The sequence below is a fragment of the Bartonella sp. CB10SXKL genome (assembly GCF_042195515.1).
In the GTDB taxonomy this organism is placed as follows: domain Bacteria; phylum Pseudomonadota; class Alphaproteobacteria; order Rhizobiales; family Rhizobiaceae; genus Bartonella.
This window is the reverse complement of record NZ_JBHION010000002.1, coordinates 100,085-115,181: the sequence shown is the minus strand read 5'-3', so window position 1 is coordinate 115,181 and position 15,097 is coordinate 100,085. Positions and strand designations below refer to the sequence as shown.

General features: G+C 38.6%; 14 protein-coding genes and 2 pseudogenes. 10 read left to right on the top strand and 6 right to left on the bottom strand.

The window, feature by feature from the left end; translation table 11 throughout:
* Nucleotides 1-26 precede the first annotated feature (26 nt).
* Nucleotides 27-338, bottom strand: a pseudogene (locus ACFIK3_RS01725) (MBL fold metallo-hydrolase); the annotation flags it as partial.
* A 4-nt stretch (nucleotides 339-342) separates the two neighbouring features.
* Between ACFIK3_RS01725 and ACFIK3_RS01720 the strand changes: the two are divergent.
* A pseudogene (locus ACFIK3_RS01720) lies at nucleotides 343-963 on the top strand (sensor histidine kinase); the annotation flags it as partial.
* Between the two features lie 579 nt (nucleotides 964-1,542).
* Nucleotides 1,543-2,166, top strand: a complete 624-nt coding sequence (locus tag ACFIK3_RS01715) for a BA14K family protein (protein ID WP_375676170.1) — start codon at nucleotides 1,543-1,545, stop codon at nucleotides 2,164-2,166.
* Nucleotides 2,167-2,235: 69 nt separating this feature from the next.
* On the opposite strand, the gene ACFIK3_RS01710 is transcribed toward ACFIK3_RS01715, so the two are convergent.
* Nucleotides 2,236-2,886 carry an MBL fold metallo-hydrolase gene (locus tag ACFIK3_RS01710; protein ID WP_273791225.1) on the bottom strand — a complete coding sequence of 217 codons (651 nt, stop codon included), beginning with the start codon at nucleotides 2,884-2,886 and terminating at the stop codon, nucleotides 2,236-2,238.
* A gap of 144 nt (nucleotides 2,887-3,030) precedes the next feature.
* Between ACFIK3_RS01710 and ACFIK3_RS01705 the strand changes: the two genes are divergently transcribed.
* Nucleotides 3,031-3,735 (top strand): response regulator, encoded by a 705-nt coding sequence (locus tag ACFIK3_RS01705; RefSeq protein ID WP_375676169.1) that lies wholly within the window; start codon nucleotides 3,031-3,033, stop codon nucleotides 3,733-3,735.
* Nucleotides 3,736-3,743: 8 nt separating this feature from the next.
* Nucleotides 3,744-5,084, top strand: a complete 1,341-nt coding sequence (locus ACFIK3_RS01700) for an ATP-binding protein (RefSeq protein ID WP_273791227.1) — start codon at nucleotides 3,744-3,746, stop codon at nucleotides 5,082-5,084.
* Nucleotides 5,085-5,129: 45 nt separating this feature from the next.
* On the opposite strand, the gene ACFIK3_RS01695 is transcribed toward ACFIK3_RS01700, so the two are convergent.
* Both ACFIK3_RS01695 and ACFIK3_RS01690 read right to left on the bottom strand, forming a co-directional pair.
* Entirely contained in the window at nucleotides 5,130-5,630 is a 501-nt protein-coding gene (locus tag ACFIK3_RS01695) for a YbjN domain-containing protein (protein WP_375629408.1), read from the bottom strand.
* Nucleotides 5,631-6,033: 403 nt separating this feature from the next.
* A complete protein-coding gene (locus ACFIK3_RS01690; protein WP_273791228.1) occupies nucleotides 6,034-6,279 on the bottom strand; it encodes an accessory factor UbiK family protein in 246 nt (81 codons plus the stop codon).
* Nucleotides 6,280-6,583: 304 nt separating this feature from the next.
* Here ACFIK3_RS01690 and lgt point away from each other — a divergent pair, with 304 nt between their 5' ends.
* The 4 genes from lgt (at nucleotide 6,584) to ACFIK3_RS01670 (ending at nucleotide 10,816) form a co-directional block, all read left to right on the top strand.
* A complete protein-coding gene (gene lgt / locus ACFIK3_RS01685) occupies nucleotides 6,584-7,462 on the top strand; it encodes a prolipoprotein diacylglyceryl transferase (RefSeq protein WP_273791229.1) in 879 nt (292 codons plus the stop codon).
* Nucleotides 7,437-8,516, top strand: coding sequence for a class I SAM-dependent methyltransferase (locus ACFIK3_RS01680; protein ID WP_375643121.1), 1,080 nt, complete (start codon nucleotides 7,437-7,439; stop codon nucleotides 8,514-8,516). The genes lgt and ACFIK3_RS01680 overlap by 26 nt, the downstream gene beginning before the upstream one ends.
* Nucleotides 8,517-8,618: 102 nt before the next feature.
* Complete coding sequence (gene pgeF, locus ACFIK3_RS01675) at nucleotides 8,619-9,410, top strand: peptidoglycan editing factor PgeF (protein WP_375676168.1); 792 nt, start codon at nucleotides 8,619-8,621, stop codon at nucleotides 9,408-9,410.
* A gap of 473 nt (nucleotides 9,411-9,883) precedes the next feature.
* Entirely contained in the window at nucleotides 9,884-10,816 is a 933-nt protein-coding gene (locus tag ACFIK3_RS01670; RefSeq protein WP_273791232.1) for a ribose-phosphate pyrophosphokinase, read from the top strand.
* On the opposite strand, the gene ACFIK3_RS01665 is transcribed toward ACFIK3_RS01670, so the two are convergent.
* Complete coding sequence (locus tag ACFIK3_RS01665) at nucleotides 10,813-12,312, bottom strand: ATP-binding protein (RefSeq protein WP_273791233.1); 1,500 nt, start codon at nucleotides 12,310-12,312, stop codon at nucleotides 10,813-10,815. The two genes, ACFIK3_RS01670 and ACFIK3_RS01665, sit on opposite strands and share 4 nt — an antisense overlap.
* A 292-nt stretch (nucleotides 12,313-12,604) precedes the next feature.
* On the opposite strand from ACFIK3_RS01665, the gene ACFIK3_RS01660 reads away from it, so the two are divergent.
* Nucleotides 12,605-13,234, top strand: coding sequence for a 50S ribosomal protein L25/general stress protein Ctc (locus ACFIK3_RS01660; RefSeq protein ID WP_375676167.1), 630 nt, complete (start codon nucleotides 12,605-12,607; stop codon nucleotides 13,232-13,234).
* Nucleotides 13,235-13,310: 76 nt separating this feature from the next.
* The gene (pth, locus tag ACFIK3_RS01655; RefSeq protein WP_375676166.1) at nucleotides 13,311-13,937 is read left to right on the top strand and encodes an aminoacyl-tRNA hydrolase; all 627 of its coding nucleotides are present in this window, start codon (nucleotides 13,311-13,313) and stop codon (nucleotides 13,935-13,937) included.
* A gap of 190 nt (nucleotides 13,938-14,127) precedes the next feature.
* On the opposite strand, the gene ACFIK3_RS01650 is transcribed toward pth, so the two are convergent.
* Nucleotides 14,128-14,871 (bottom strand): L,D-transpeptidase, encoded by a 744-nt coding sequence (locus tag ACFIK3_RS01650; RefSeq protein WP_273791236.1) that lies wholly within the window; start codon nucleotides 14,869-14,871, stop codon nucleotides 14,128-14,130.
* Nucleotides 14,872-15,097: the final 226 nt, after the last annotated feature.

The following is a 15,097-nucleotide window of genomic DNA, read 5'->3' as shown; positions in this document are numbered from 1 at the left end:
ACGCTTCAAAGCGTTTTTTTGTTTGCTCATATATTAAAATCTTGAAGAAAAGGATTATTTTGGCGCCCATAGCCTATGCTACTTTTAGGGCCATACCCACAAATAAAATAAACATCATCGCCTAAGGGTAAAACTTTTTCTCGAAGAGATTGTATCAATTTTTCATAGGAACAGAAGGGGAAGTCCGTACGTCCAATAGAACCACGAAAAAGAACATCACCCAAGAGGGCTAAGCGCTCTTCTTCATTGAAATAAATAACATGACCAAGGGAATGCCATAGTGTATGCAAAACCCTAAACTCATGTCTAGCAAAATACACACACTCACCATCTTCTAACTATATCGAACAACGCACCATGATGCTTTCGGGTGTAAGCCATGATTTAAGAACCATTCTCACCCGTTTTAAACTTCAACCAGTGTTAGCAAATACTGACTTTGATATTAAGCCGCTTGAGCAAGATGTGAGCGACATGCAAAATATGTTAGAAAATTACCTTGCTTTTGCCCGTAGTGAAGGAAGTGAGTGTATTAAAACTTTTGATTTAAATGCTCTTATGCAAAAATTCTCTACCGATGCGCATCTTCACAAACGTCAATTTTCCTACACCATTGAAAGCCCTACACAAATACAAGTACGCCCCCATGCCTTCACGCGTCTCATCAGCAATCTTGTATCAAAAGCATTTTGTCATGCTAATACTGTCAAACTAACAGCCATATCCCAACAAGAATCTTTCATCATAACTATTGATGATGATGGACCTGGGATTCATAAAAATATGCGCACAGAAGTCTTTAAGCCATTCTTTAAACTTGATAAAACACAAAATCAAGATGCGAGTAGAGCAGGACTCGGCCTTTCTATTGCTCAAGATATAGCACGTAGCCATGGAGGCAATATTCAATTGGATGATAGCCCTCTAGGGGGCTTACGCGCTATTATTGATGTCCCCCTTTAGCAATTTTTCTTGTTAAACCACGTTATAAAAAAATCCCTAAAACTATCAAAACATGCCAAAAACACTTCTAAAACCTAAATGAGCACAAAAAAATTAAAGAGAATGTTTCCCATATATCAAAAAAAGTTCCCGCAATATATTATCTTATACAGTTATAATCTGATATCGAACTCAATATTTAACCTCACAAGAGAGTAGTCAAACAGGACTGTATTCTATCACACAAATAAGATTTTATCTTAGCACCATAAGCCTATAATAAAAAACGATAACTTTTATTCATACACCTATTGTTTAATTCATATTGTATCAATTAATAAAAAAGTACTCATCAATAAAGAATTTATAACCAATAGTAAAAAATCTGCTGCTCTCAATACAAGCTGCTTAATTAACCTTAAGAATATTACATTAATTGAAATCAAAATTTTGTCATGATTTTATTTTACTGTACCGGCAATGTTTTAACTAAATGAATTTTTATTTTTTTGTCACAATAAAGTCCAAAATTGTTCAGGCTCTATTCAGTTTGAAACGTGTAGGATGTGAAAAATACGAATTTACACAAGGATCATCATTATGAAAAAACTCTTCAGATTAGCGGTATTATCAGCAATGTCTACTGCAACCGTTTTGATGCCATTAAATCCAACGCTTGCAGATATGGCATGGTATCATAGCTATGATATGAGGAGGGAGGCTGGTTTACCAGCTCACAATTTTAGCTCCCATTTTTCTCATAGTGAACATCGCTCTTTTGATAATCCCCACAAGCGTCATTATGTTAGCCATAAATGGGGAGCACAACAACACCATCATGTTGAACACAAGACATATCATTATGTCGAGCGCAAAAAGACAAAACACAGTAGTATTAATATAAATAACTCAGGAGAAGCTTTAGCAATAGGCATTCTTGCTCTTGCAGCAGGTGCACTTCTCGGCAAAATTTTAAAAAAACCAGAACAGCCACAAGTTGTTTATCAAACCGCACCACAGCATCAAATTGTATATCAACAGGTTCCACAAGAACAGATAATTTATGAAGCTCCGCAAACGGTGAAATATGAGCCAGTACAACAATCATGGGAATCTGATTGGCTTAACTATTGCAAGAAAAAATACCGTTCTTTCAACCCTAAAACAGGAACTTTCCGAGACCGTAATGGTTTGGAACACGTTTGTTATGCCCCAATAAATTAACTTCTGTTCCGCCCTACTAAAAAGCCTTAAATGGCACAAAAAAACGCTTCAAAGCGTTTTTTTGTTTGCTCATATATTAAAATCTTGAAGAAAAGGATTATTTTGGCGCTCATAGCCTATGCTACTTTTAGGACCATGCCCACAGATAAAACAAACATCATCGCCTAAGGGTAAAACTTTTTCTCGAAGAGATTGCATCAATTTTTCATAGGAACAGAAGGGGAAGTCCGTACGTCCAATAGAACCACGAAAGAGCACATCACCCAAGAGAGCTAAGCGCTCTTTTTCATTGAAATAAATAACATGACCAGGGGAATGTCCTGGGGTGTGAAAAACCTTAAACACATGTCCAGCAAAATGAACACACTCACCATCTTCTAACCATTTGTCAGGAATACAGATGCAAGCATCAGTGATGCCATAATTTTTTGCGCTTTCGCTCACAGCATCCATCACAGGCTTATCATCGCGATGTGAACCGATAATTTTTACATTAAGCGCTTCTTTCGCTTGCATTGCTGCTCCCACATGATCAAAATGACCATGTGTTACCCAAATAGCCTCAACAATAACACCATTCTTTTCGATTACGTCTTGAATCCGCGGCCAATCACCACCAGGATCAACGAGAACCCCCGTTTTACATTCACTATCAAAAAGCAAAGTGCAATTTTGTTGGAATGTCGTAACGGGAATAATATGTATATTAAGACTACCCATAATATCCTTTTCAAAAGTAACTTTTTTAAATTTATAAATAAAACTTTCTCTCCTTTAAGGTAAAGGTGCTGCTCGACAGCTTTATACAACTTATGTAAACTTGTATTTTGTGTAAACTAAATTTTTATCAAGGTTTTTTTAAGAATGACCAATCACGTTCAAGTTTTGTGTGACGATGCCCCTCACCTTCTTGTGATTGATGACGATACTCGTATTCGCAATCTTTTATTTCAATTTCTCATTAAAAATGGATTTCGTGTTTCAGTTTCAGCCAATGCGAATGAAGCAAGACGACTGTTGGCAAGTTTAGATTTTGATCTTCTTATTGTTGATGTCATGATGCCTGGTGAAAACGGTATTGATCTTACTCATTCACTCCGCCAAACAAAAGATGTTCCTATCTTGATGCTAACAGCTTTATCAGAAATAGACAATCGTATCCGTGGATTAGAAGCAGGGGCCGATGATTATCTGGCTAAGCCGTTTGACCCTCGTGAACTTCTCCTTCGCATCAACGCCATTTTACGACGTGGTTTTCCCCTTAGCCAACCTAAAATTGAGCAAATCGTTTTTGGTCCTTATATATTTTCAATTTCACGACGCGAACTCAAAAAAGGAGGAGAAATTATTAAATTAACAGATAAAGAACAAGAAATGATGGTCATGTTTGCCGAAAATGCAGGCGATACAATTCCGCGCCATAAATTCGCGACAGATGACAGCAATATAAGTGAACGTGCCATTGATGTGCAGATCAACCGCCTTCGTCGTAAGATCGAAAAAAACCCAGCACTGCCTATATGGCTCCAAACCGTGCGAGGAATAGGGTATAAACTCTCTATTGAATAGGCACAAGAATGATCAAACCTTTAAGATTTTTTCTTCGATGGTTAACGAAAAAAATGCCTAAACGGCTTTATGCTCGCTCTTTAATCATTATTATCGCTCCCATGGTGCTTCTGCAAACGGTCATTGCTTATGTCTTTATGGAACGCCATTGGCAAATGGTAACCGAGCGTCTTTCAACAGCTGTCGTGCATGATATTTCAGCCATTATTGATATTCTTGAAACATATCCCCAACAAGATAACTATGAAGATATCAAGCGTATTGCACAACAACGTATGGGATTAAATATTTCTATTCTATCTCCTACCTCCTTACCCCCTCCAGGACCTAAGCCATTTTTTGCAATTCTTGACTATTTTTTAAGTGAAGAAATCACCCGCCAAATTAACCGTCCCTTCTGGATCGATACCGTAGGAGATTCTGATCTTGTTGAAATCCGTATCCACCTTGGTCACAACATCTTACGCGTCTTTGCTCCACGCAGCCAAGCCTATGCTTCCAATACTGCTATTTTTTTAAGCTGGATGGTAGGAACAGCTCTTGTTTTATTGCTGATAGCAATTTACTTCTTGCGCAATCAAATCAAACCGATTCAACAATTGGCTGAAGCAGCAGAAAGCTTTGGACGCGGTCGTCCTTTACCAAAAGGTTTTCAACCACAAGGAGCTGATGAAGTCCGTCGTGCAGGCATCGCTTTTTTACGCATGCGTGAACGTATTGAACGCCAAATTGAACAACGTACCATGATGCTCTCAGGAGTAAGTCATGATTTAAGAACCATTCTTACACGCTTTAAACTTCAGCTGGCATTAGTAAATACTGACTTTGATATTAAACCGCTTGAGCAAGATGTAAGTGACATGCAAAATATGTTAGAAGATTATCTTGCTTTTGCTCGTGGTGAAGGAAGTGAAAGTGTCAAGACTTTTGATTTAAATGCTCTTATGCAAAAATTCTCCACCGATGCTCGTCTTCACAAACGTCAATTTTCTTACACCATTGAAGGTCCTACAGAAATACAAGTACGTCCCCGTGCTTTCACACGCTTAGTCAGCAATCTTGTAACAAATGCATTTTGTTACGGCACGACTGTTAAACTAACCGCTAACTCTCAACAAGAATCTTTTATATTGATAATCGATGATAATGGACCTGGAATTCATGAAGATATGCGCACAGAAGTTTTTAAGCCATTCTTTCGACTTGATAAAGCGCGAAATCAAGATGCAAGTGGAACAGGACTTGGTCTTTCTATTGCTCAAGACATAGCACGCAGCCATGGTGGCAATATACAATTAGATGAGAGCCCACTCGGGGGAGTGCGCGCTATTCTTGATGTCCCCCTATGAGCAATATTTCCGCAAACCGTCTGTAAAAATAACAGACTGTATATTTTAGGCATTCCCTACAGTTTCAAACAAAGTGTACTGTAGTGCCTTGTAAGCACTTTCTCCCGACAAAGCAACCATCTGAAATGCAACATAATGGCTTTCACAGGCTTTAAGTGCATGTATCAACAATGTTTCAACCTGTATATGAGATGGATGCATCCCACCAGCCAAAAGAAGACCTTGTCGATAAATAACTGAATTATTCCTTTGCCAGTAATCAAAATGTCCCAACAACAACTTTTCATTAATTGCTAGCAATAAGCGCTGTATTTCAGCTGTTCGAGCATTTTTAGTAGAGAGATCAAACGAACAAGCTAAATGAAGTGCTTCATGCTCTTCCATCCATGAAAAAGCAAGACGATAGTTTGCGCGTTTTCCTTCCACACAAACGCTAATTTCATCTTGTGCATCCCGCTCAAACGACCAATCATATTCACAGGCAATCTGTTCGATAAAGTCAACAGGGTGCTCTTTTCTTTCTGTGGCGCAAAATGCAAGCCTCATCACAATCCTCAATCATCTTAAAACATTGTCAACAGAATATAAACCGTCTAAACTGTAACAATATTTTGCTACAATCAGAACCTTTACACCAAACAAATACACATAAAAACATCGACAGTACACAAACACCCAGAACACAATCGCGCTGTTTAGGGCAACCTGATAGTCATAAAACGAATCATCAAGTCTTTTCAGTGTATTGATACAATTTCATAGCGCCAGCCCCCCTGATTCAAAAAAATGTATTTTACCCCAAAAAAAATCAAAAATAAACAAATGCTCCGCTCTAACAGACTCAAGATTAAGCATTTTTTAGTTTCACGCATCACATTGAAAAATTGGGGATATTTTTTGAAGATTCTTTTTTTAAGAAACTATTTTACTTTTTTGTGTCTGCGTTTTTTTAATCATCTTTCTTTAAATCATCAAGGCGCCTTTTCAAATCAGCATTATCAGCATGGATTTTCAGCACCATCTCCTTAAAAGTCTCAAACTCTTCGCGAGAAACAAGATCAAGTTTGTTTGCTATCTTTTCAGCCTGCACACGAAAAGCTGTTCCAGCTTCACGTCGTATGCCTTGCGCAACGTCAGCAGCATCCGTTGCTAATTTTGCTAGTTCATCAAGAATACGATTTGATCCATTACGCATAACATTTTTCCTTAAATTTTAATTATTGACGCACGCATTATAGCGTATTCTCATAACATTTAGATACTGTAATTTGTTCCTTTTACTCTATATTTTACATACTATGTAGACTTTTCATAACGATTTTGTTTAAGATTTTTTAATATTCCTTTATCACCATATTTTTTACCGCGATAAATCAGTGGAAATCTATCTCCCTTTCTGACTAGCCTCCCTACTGACTTGACCATTGTGCATTCATCTGTCATTTCTGACCATCAGAGTCACTTCATATTCATCTCGTATAATGTAAAATGCTTAACTCATGAACAATCTGTCTTGTCCAGCCATTGCTTTTCCGTCTTTCCTTGATCCTGTCATTATCCAGCTAGGTCCCATAGCACTTCATTGGTATGGACTTGGTTACGTACTGGGTATTCTTTTTGCTTGGTGGTATGCGCAAAAATTATTAAAAAAAACATCTCTATGGTATAGAGACCACCCTCCTATGGATAAAGAAAAGATCGGAGATTTTGTTGTCTGGTCTGCCATAAGTGTTGTTATCGGAGGGCGTTTAGGACAAGTTCTTGTATGGGATCCCATTTACTATTTTAACCATCCAAGTGCTATCATTGCCGTATGGGATGGGGGAATGTCCTTTCATGGCGGACTTATTGGTATTATCATTGCTATGATCTGGTTTGCCCGTAAAAATTATATTAACATACGAGCCATGTTTGATATCATTGCTGCAGGTGCTCCTATTGGTATCGGCATTGTACGAATCTGCAACTTCATCAACCAAGAGTTATGGGGCAATATCACTACACATCCTTGGGCTGTTTGTTTTCCTCTCGATCCTTACTATTTACCGCGCCATCCAAGCCAGCTTTACGAAGCATTTATGGAAGGATTTCTTCTCTTCATCATCTTGTGTCTTCTTATTTTTGGGTTCAAAGCATTAAAGCGTCCCGGTGCTGTATCAGGAACATTTATTATAGGCTACGCAGTAGCACGCAGCATTTCTGAAGTTTACCGTGCGCCTCAAGAAGATCCAGAATGGTTTTCGACACTTTTCCATTCTACTGGTTTTACCTATGGCATGGCTTTATCTCTTCCCATGCTTCTTTTAGGGGGGTATCTTCTTCTCCACGCCTTTAAATATAAATCGACAGAAAATGGCCAATCTAAAAGAAAAAATTAAAGAAATTATTGTCCTTAATGGACCAATCACTGTTAGCCAATATATGACGTTGGCACTTACAGATCCTCAGTTTGGTTATTATCAAACACAAACACCTTTTGGACGTGATGGTGATTTCATTACAGCACCTGAAATAAGCCAATTATTTGGAGAGATGATTGGCATTTGGACTCTTGCGAGCTGGAAAGCTCAAGGTTGTCCTCATCCTTTTATCCTCGCTGAGATAGGTCCAGGACGTGGAATTTTGATGGATGACATTTTGCGAACCATCCAAAAGCTTTCTACAAGAGCATTTAATGCTGCTGAAATTTTTCTGATCGAAATAAGCAAAAAACTTGCAAAAGAACAAAAAAAGCGCCTTTGCTCTTATCAAAAACAAATCCATAGCATTGAAAATTTTAATCAAATTCCTTCAAAACCTCTCTTCCTCATTGCTAATGAATTTCTCGATACACTCCCTATCAACCAATATATTAAAGTCAATGGAGAATGGAAAGAGCGCTGCATTACAGTCAATCAAAATGGAGATTTCATCTTTATTGCTGCCCCGCATAAACTTCCCTCTTCTTGTCTACAAACCTATTGTTCTAAAGTGCCTGACGGAACAATTTTTGAACATGCCCCTTTACGGCATCAATTCATGCAACAAATCAGCCACCATTTAGTGCAAGTGACAGGTTCTGCTTTACTTATCGACTATGGTGCTTGTGAGCTTGCCTTTGGCGATACCTTGCAAGCACTCTCAAAACATAAATTTCGTGATGTTTTTGATGCCCCTGGTGAACATGATTTAACATCCCATGTTGATTTTTCTTTTTTAAAAAACATAGCTCTTGAACAGGGCTGTTTTGCTGAAATCTTAGAGCAAGGAGAATTTCTTTTTAAAATGGGGCTACTGGAGCGCGCAAACCAGCTTGGAGTTGGCAAAAGTGCTCCTTTGCAAGACAAAATCCGCCAAGACATCGAACGGCTCGCTGGTCCAGATCAGATGGGAAAATTATTTAAAGTTTTACATTTCAGTGATAAAAACATCTCCATACCTCCTCAATTTTGATGATCGGCGCTTTTGTCAATAAGCACATCAGTATCTGAAATATTCATTGACAAATATGAACATCTCCATCCTCATTTCAAATAATCTCCATAAGGAACTTTTATGAAATCTATCCCTCATCCCATTCTTGCAAAAAATCTTTCTACTTTACACACCCATGGGATAAAACATGGATTTTTTACACGTCAAGGTGGTGTTTCAAAAAATCTTTATCATAGTCTTAATGTTGGGAAAGGTTCAAATGATCAGCTTGAATATATTGTACAGAATCGTCTTTTGATCGCCAATTATTTTTCTATTGAGGCGCAAAATTTAGTCACAGTCAATCAAATACACTCCTGTAACGTTGTCGTAGCTCATCAAGCAACTATCGGTGCACCTCCTCAAGCTGATGCTCTGGTTACGACCACCCCAGAACTCGTTATTGGGGTTCTTACAGCAGATTGCGGACCCATTCTGTTTGCTGATCCACAAGCTGGAGTCATCGCTGCAACTCATGCTGGCTGGCGTGGAAGCTTAAATGGAATTATCGAGAAAACAATTGCTGTTATGGAAAAACAAGGAGCCAAAAGACAATCAATAACAGCAGTCCTTGGACCTTGTATTGGCCCTTATCACTACGAAGTAACAAATGAATTTTACGACCAATTTATTGATTACCACAGCAAATACCAAAAATATTTTTTAAAAACAGACAAAATAAATCGCTTTTATTTTAATCTATGGGCATTTATTATAAACCAACTCAAAGAAGCAGGCGTTAATGCTTCTTGTGTAGAGCTTTGTACCTATCAAGATGAACAGCGTTTTTTCTCCTATCGCCGTGCAATACACCGCAACGAACCCGATTACGGACGGCAAATTTCTGCTATTATGCTGAAAAACAAAAGATGAGCCCCTTTTATGCTTGAGAACAATACCAAAACTGCAAAACTAAACTTTTTACCCAAATGTAAAAATAAATCCCATTGGACTTTGCTTTTTTCACAAAATTATCTACCAGCACATAAAATATGATAGCCTTCGCTGTGATCATTTTCAATGTTTGGTTATAATAATTGAAGGCAAGATGATACTTCTTTTTATTACTCCCCTTCATTCATCTTAAATATGAAACATTCCCCATATTGAAAGCATTTTTATAAAGTAATAACCAAAAAGATTAATCAATATGTATTTCTTTGCCGCATGGAGAAAAAACTTTGCTCTAAAAGTAACAAACTTTTGGAAAAAGAGAAAACATACTGCATAGCTCTTTAATAATAATCGATAAAATTGTAAGGCTTTTGTAATTGTTCTCTTGCAATTTAATAAAAAGAAATTAAAAACCGTGTCGCATTCCACCATGATAATTCAGAGGTTCTACTATGAAACTTTTCTGCGGAAATTCTAATCCACGCCTAGCTGAAGATGTTGCAAATTATTTGAACATCCCCTTAGGCAAAGCAACTGTAAAGCGCTTTGCTGATCAAGAAATTTTCGTAGAACTGCATGAAAATGTACGTGGCCAAGATGTTTTTGTTTTGCAATCTACATCCTATCCCGCAAATGATCATTTGATGGAATTGCTCATCATGATTGATGCCCTTCGTCGTTCTTCTGCACGTCGTATTACAGCTGTTATCCCCTATTTTGGCTATGCCCGCCAAGATAGAAAACCAGGACCACGGACTCCTATTTCTGCAAAACTTGTTGCCAACCTAATTACGGAAGCAGGGGCCCATCGTGTTTTAACATTGGACCTTCATGCAGGACAAATTCAAGGTTTTTTTGATATCCCTACAGATAATCTCTATGCTGTTCCTGTCATTTCTCGCGATGTCAAAGTGCATTATTCTCTTGAAAATGTTATCGTTGTTTCACCTGATGTGGGTGGTGTGGTTCGCGCGCGCGCGCTCGCCAAGCGCTTGAACAGTTTGCTCGCTATTGTGGATAAACGTCGCGAAAGCCCCGGTGAATCAGAAGTTATGAATATCATTGGAGATGTATCGGGAAAAGATTGCCTTCTGCTTGATGATATTGTTGATTCAGGTGGAACTTTATGCAATGCAGCAAGTGCTCTGCTTAAACATGGTGCCAATAGTGTCACGGCTTATATCACGCACGGTGTTCTTTCTGGTAATGCAATCGAACGAATTGCCAATTCAGAGATGAAAGAATTGGTTATTACAGATTCAATTATGCCAACACAAGCTATTGAGAAAACCCATAATATTCGTGTTTTGCCCATTGCCGACCTTATTGGAGAAGCAATTGCAAGGACAGCAGCAGAACAATCGGTTTCCAGCTTATTTGGTTAAAGTGGTTCCTTGGGGTCTCCCGGTGCTGTTTCAACACCAAGATCAGGAAATGCAACAATACGTTGACCACTAAAATGCGTGTGAATAACAATAAGTCCACGCTCTTCAAAGTAGGTTAAAAGTCGGCGTGCACGGCTTAAAGAATGAGTTCCATAAAGACGTGCTAAAAATGCATCAGATGGACATGGCTTTCCCCCTAATGCGGCCTGTGCCACATTCAAGAAGACTCCTTGAACATCTTCTTCCAAACTTTCTGATATCTGCAAAATATGTTTCCAATGTTCACTGACAGCCGTTTGTTCATCAACAAAAGCCTGAGCAATAGCCAATTTACGCCGAAATTGTGAAAGATTAAAAGGAACCTTTGACATACCATGGATACGGCAACGAACTGAAAAATCTTGATAAAGCACCGCTGTTGAACGATAAAAAGCCTCAGAATCCTCAAGAATTTCCCGAATAATATGTTCTGCTTGGCCGTCACGCTCAACATCAGAAAGTTCAGGAAATAAACTCAGGTTTTCTTCCAACAGCTCTTGTTTTTTATGCACTACCTCCTCTAACATCTCGTGCATTGATTTTTCCCTCATCGGCTCTCGTGTTTGTTTAAATGGCGTTAAAATTTCCTCTGGTGAAGCAGTAAAAACGAGCTCTTGCACATCATCCCGCTCTGTTGGAAGTGGCATTAATTTAGGACTAGAAGAGCGTGCCAAAGTTTCAACAGAACCGATAATGATTGGTAAGGGACGTCGTGATAAAGCAGGGCCTAAAGCTATAAAATTTCCCCGTTCAAGATCTCTAAACATTTCCGCTTGGCGACGCTCCATTCCCAAAAGATCAGCAGCGCGCACCATATCAATATCTAAAAAAGTCCGCCCTATTAAAAAGTTTGAAGCTTCAGCAGCAACATTTTTGGCAAGCTTAGCCAAACGTTGTGTCGCAATAACACCAGCAAGACCACGTTTACGTCCTCGACACATAAGATTGGTCATAGCGCTCAAAGAAATTTTACGCGCTTCATCAGAAACTTCTCCTGCTGCAGTTGGAGCAAACAATTGCGCTTCATCGACAACGACAAGCATAGGATACCAATAATCACGTTCCACATCAAAAAGTGCCCCAAGGAAAGCCCCTACAGCACGCATCTGTTGTTCAGTATCCAAGCCTTCAAGATTAAATACCACTGAAACTCGATGTTGTCGAATGCGATGGGCAATACGAGTCAACTCTAATTCACTACGTTGAGCCTCTACAATAACATGACCAAATTTATCTGCCAAAGTTACAAAATCGCCTTCTGGATCAATTACACAATGCTGCACCCACTTAGCACTTTGCTCCAAAAGACGGCGTAAAAGATGTGATTTCCCTGAACCGGAATTACCTTGTACAAGAAGACGTGTCGCCAATAATTCTTCTAAGTCAAGAAGTGCTGGCATCGATTTATGCAAAGCACGATTCTCTGACATCTCACCCAAGGCAATCTCAACCTTCATAACATCTCCAGTGTTTGATTTTGAACATATCAGTGCCAGCACATATTGGTTGATTCTCCATCCACACCGCAATTTGTAACATTTCCTTCTTTTTAACGGTAGAAATCATCGATTTTTCCCACAACTCTTGCATCTATGAATAGTTTGAACTATAGAACAAACTTCTGCGTAGACACCCTTGGAGGCAACGTAGAATGGAGTGATCGCTGTTGGTTAGCGCATATCTTCATATCCATGCAAAAACTATTACTGTTTTTGAAGGATCTCCAATCATGTAAAAAGGACTTAAATTATGAGTAAAAGCTACACTCTTAAGGCCGAAAAACGCGAGCGGGTTGGTAAGGGGTCCTCCCGTGAACTTCGCCGCAACGGTCTTATTCCTGCTGTCATTTATGGTGAAAAACAACCACCCTTGGCAATAACAGTTCCCTATAAAGAAATTTTCTACAAAATTCATGCCGGTGGCTTTCGTACCACCATTGCAACGATTATTCTTGACAAGCAAAAAATTATGGTTTTGCCAAAAGATTATCAATTAGATCCCGTGCGTGACTTTCCCCTCCATGTAGACTTTTTACGCGTTTCAGCAAAATCCGTTGTAGAAGTGAATATTCCTGTCCACTTCCTCAATGAAGATACGGCACCTGGACTTAAAAAGGGTGGTGTCCTCAATATTGTTCGGCACGAAATTGAATGTACAGCTCCAGCAAGTGCTATTCCTGAAGCTATTGAAATTGATCTCTCCAGCTACTCTATTGGTGATTCTATTCACATTTCAGCAGTGCAACTGCCAAAAGATGTGACTCCCATCATCCAAGATCGAGACTTTACCATTGCAACTATTGCAGCTCCTGCTGGCATGGATGTCAGCGATGAAACTTCTGAGCAAGAAAATGATGAAGAAAACACGGAAACTTCATAAAACTCAAAAGGCGGGAATTTTTTCCGCCTTAATTTATGAGACATTACCCTTACTCATACTTTGACTGAAGATACACATGTGGCTTATTGCTGGTCTTGGCAATCCTGGTTTACAATATCAAAATAACCGCCATAATATCGGTTTTATGGCTGTTGATGCCATTTTTCAGTCCTTCTCTTTTTCTCCATGGTCAAAGAAGTTTCAAGCAAAAATCTCCAATGGTTTAATAAGTAATGAGAAAATTTTTCTTATAAAACCACAAACTTTCATGAATCTTTCTGGTCAAGCTATTGGCGAAGCTTTGCGATTTTATAAATTAGATTTGAAGAATTTGATCATCATTTATGATGAGTTAGACCTGTCACCGGGAAAAGTTCGTATAAAAATTGGTGGAGGAAATAATGGGCATAATGGCATTAAGTCTATTGATGCCCATTGTGGTACTGACTATTGTCGTATACGCATAGGAATTGGTCATCCTGGAAGCAAAGAACTTGTTCATCAGCATGTTCTGGGAAATTTCACCAAATCTGATCAAGAATGGTTATCCCCTCTCTTAGAGGCAATTGCAAAAAATATTGCTCTCCTTATAAAAGATGAGAAATCCCTCTTTATGAATGAAGTTTCACAAACGATAAAAAACAATCAAAACCATTGGCTTGAGTGTCCCAGTCGCGTGAAGAATATGGATAAGAACTCTTAAAAAAAATCCTCTTATAAACTTTCTCAAAGGAAAAATCTGTTGGCAACGTGAGAAGCTAAAAAATAGAATCAGAATACAAGCTTGTATGCACTTTTGAAAAAGAAAGGCTTATTTTCTCTTTTAAGAAAAAGAGAAGATTGAACAGAAAACCAAAACACTTAAACAGCTCTCTCCAATCTTCTCCCCAAAATTAAAAAAATTCATTTGGCTGAATGGTCGACTGTAGCGGATCATAGCCATTTGATTGTTGACTATAAACTGTAGGAATACTCCTATTGTTTTGCAATACCACAACACGCGAACCAACGGGAACACGATCATAAAGATCGATAATATCTTGATTAAGCAAACGAATGCACCCACTTGAAATAGCACGCCCAATTGACCACGATTCGTGTGAACCATGAATACGGAAAAGTGTATCTTTCCCATTTTTGAACAAATAAAGTGCCCGCGCACCTAATGGATTATCGGGTCCTGGTGGCATTCCTTTCCCAAGATGTCCATAACGTTCTGGTTCTCGAGCCATCATAGCTGCAGTAGGAGCCCAATTTGGCCACCGACGCTTGCGCTGTATAACCCCCTCACCTTCAAATGCTAAACCTTCCTTACCGACCCCAATCCCATAACGCAAAGCTTTTCCATTTTCACCAATAAGGTAAAGAAAACACTCTTGCGTATCTACAACCAATGTTCCAGCTGGATAAGATGTATAATAAATCACTTCTTGTCGCCAATATTTTGGATCAATTGTCGCAAGATCAACAGCAGGTAACGAATAAGTCTCATTCGTTACAGGACCATACAAAGCCTGTATTTCTGGTGGAATGTATCGAACTTGTTGAAAAGAAACCGATGACATATCTGACTGATGTGTAGCACATCCAGCCAAAGCCAAAAGTGCTGCAATTAAAAAGGCACAACGAGATAACACTCTTCTATTTTCTCCGATTAATTATTTATGCAGATTTGCATACCATGAAAAACTTAGCACAATATTAACATTAATTCGAAGTTTTCTTATCCTTGAAACTAAGGAGAGAATTAAGATAAGAAGAACTAAGGTAAAAAAAGCAGATACCTGCTACTTTATACTTTTTTCTCACTTATCGCAAGGCAAGGACTATAACTCTTCTGAAAATATGCTATAAAAAAGAAGC

Bases quoted from the DNA above. Each gene is read 5' to 3' on its own strand.
- ACFIK3_RS01715 (WP_375676170.1), top strand. From the start codon at position 1,543: ATGAAAAAACTCTTCAGATTAGCGGTATTATCAGCAATGTCTACTGCA.
- ACFIK3_RS01710 (WP_273791225.1), bottom strand. From the start codon at position 2,886: ATGGGTAGTCTTAATATACATATTATTCCCGTTACGACATTCCAACAA.
- ACFIK3_RS01705 (WP_375676169.1), top strand. From the start codon at position 3,031: ATGACCAATCACGTTCAAGTTTTGTGTGACGATGCCCCTCACCTTCTT.
- ACFIK3_RS01700 (WP_273791227.1), top strand. From the start codon at position 3,744: ATGATCAAACCTTTAAGATTTTTTCTTCGATGGTTAACGAAAAAAATG.
- ACFIK3_RS01695 (WP_375629408.1), bottom strand. From the start codon at position 5,630: ATGAGGCTTGCATTTTGCGCCACAGAAAGAAAAGAGCACCCTGTTGAC.
- ACFIK3_RS01690 (WP_273791228.1), bottom strand. From the start codon at position 6,279: ATGCGTAATGGATCAAATCGTATTCTTGATGAACTAGCAAAATTAGCA.
- lgt (WP_273791229.1), top strand. From the start codon at position 6,584: ATGAACAATCTGTCTTGTCCAGCCATTGCTTTTCCGTCTTTCCTTGAT.
- ACFIK3_RS01680 (WP_375643121.1), top strand. From the start codon at position 7,437: ATGGCCAATCTAAAAGAAAAAATTAAAGAAATTATTGTCCTTAATGGA.
- pgeF (WP_375676168.1), top strand. From the start codon at position 8,619: ATGAAATCTATCCCTCATCCCATTCTTGCAAAAAATCTTTCTACTTTA.
- ACFIK3_RS01670 (WP_273791232.1), top strand. From the start codon at position 9,884: ATGAAACTTTTCTGCGGAAATTCTAATCCACGCCTAGCTGAAGATGTT.
- ACFIK3_RS01665 (WP_273791233.1), bottom strand. From the start codon at position 12,312: ATGAAGGTTGAGATTGCCTTGGGTGAGATGTCAGAGAATCGTGCTTTG.
- ACFIK3_RS01660 (WP_375676167.1), top strand. From the start codon at position 12,605: ATGAGTAAAAGCTACACTCTTAAGGCCGAAAAACGCGAGCGGGTTGGT.
- pth (WP_375676166.1), top strand. From the start codon at position 13,311: ATGTGGCTTATTGCTGGTCTTGGCAATCCTGGTTTACAATATCAAAAT.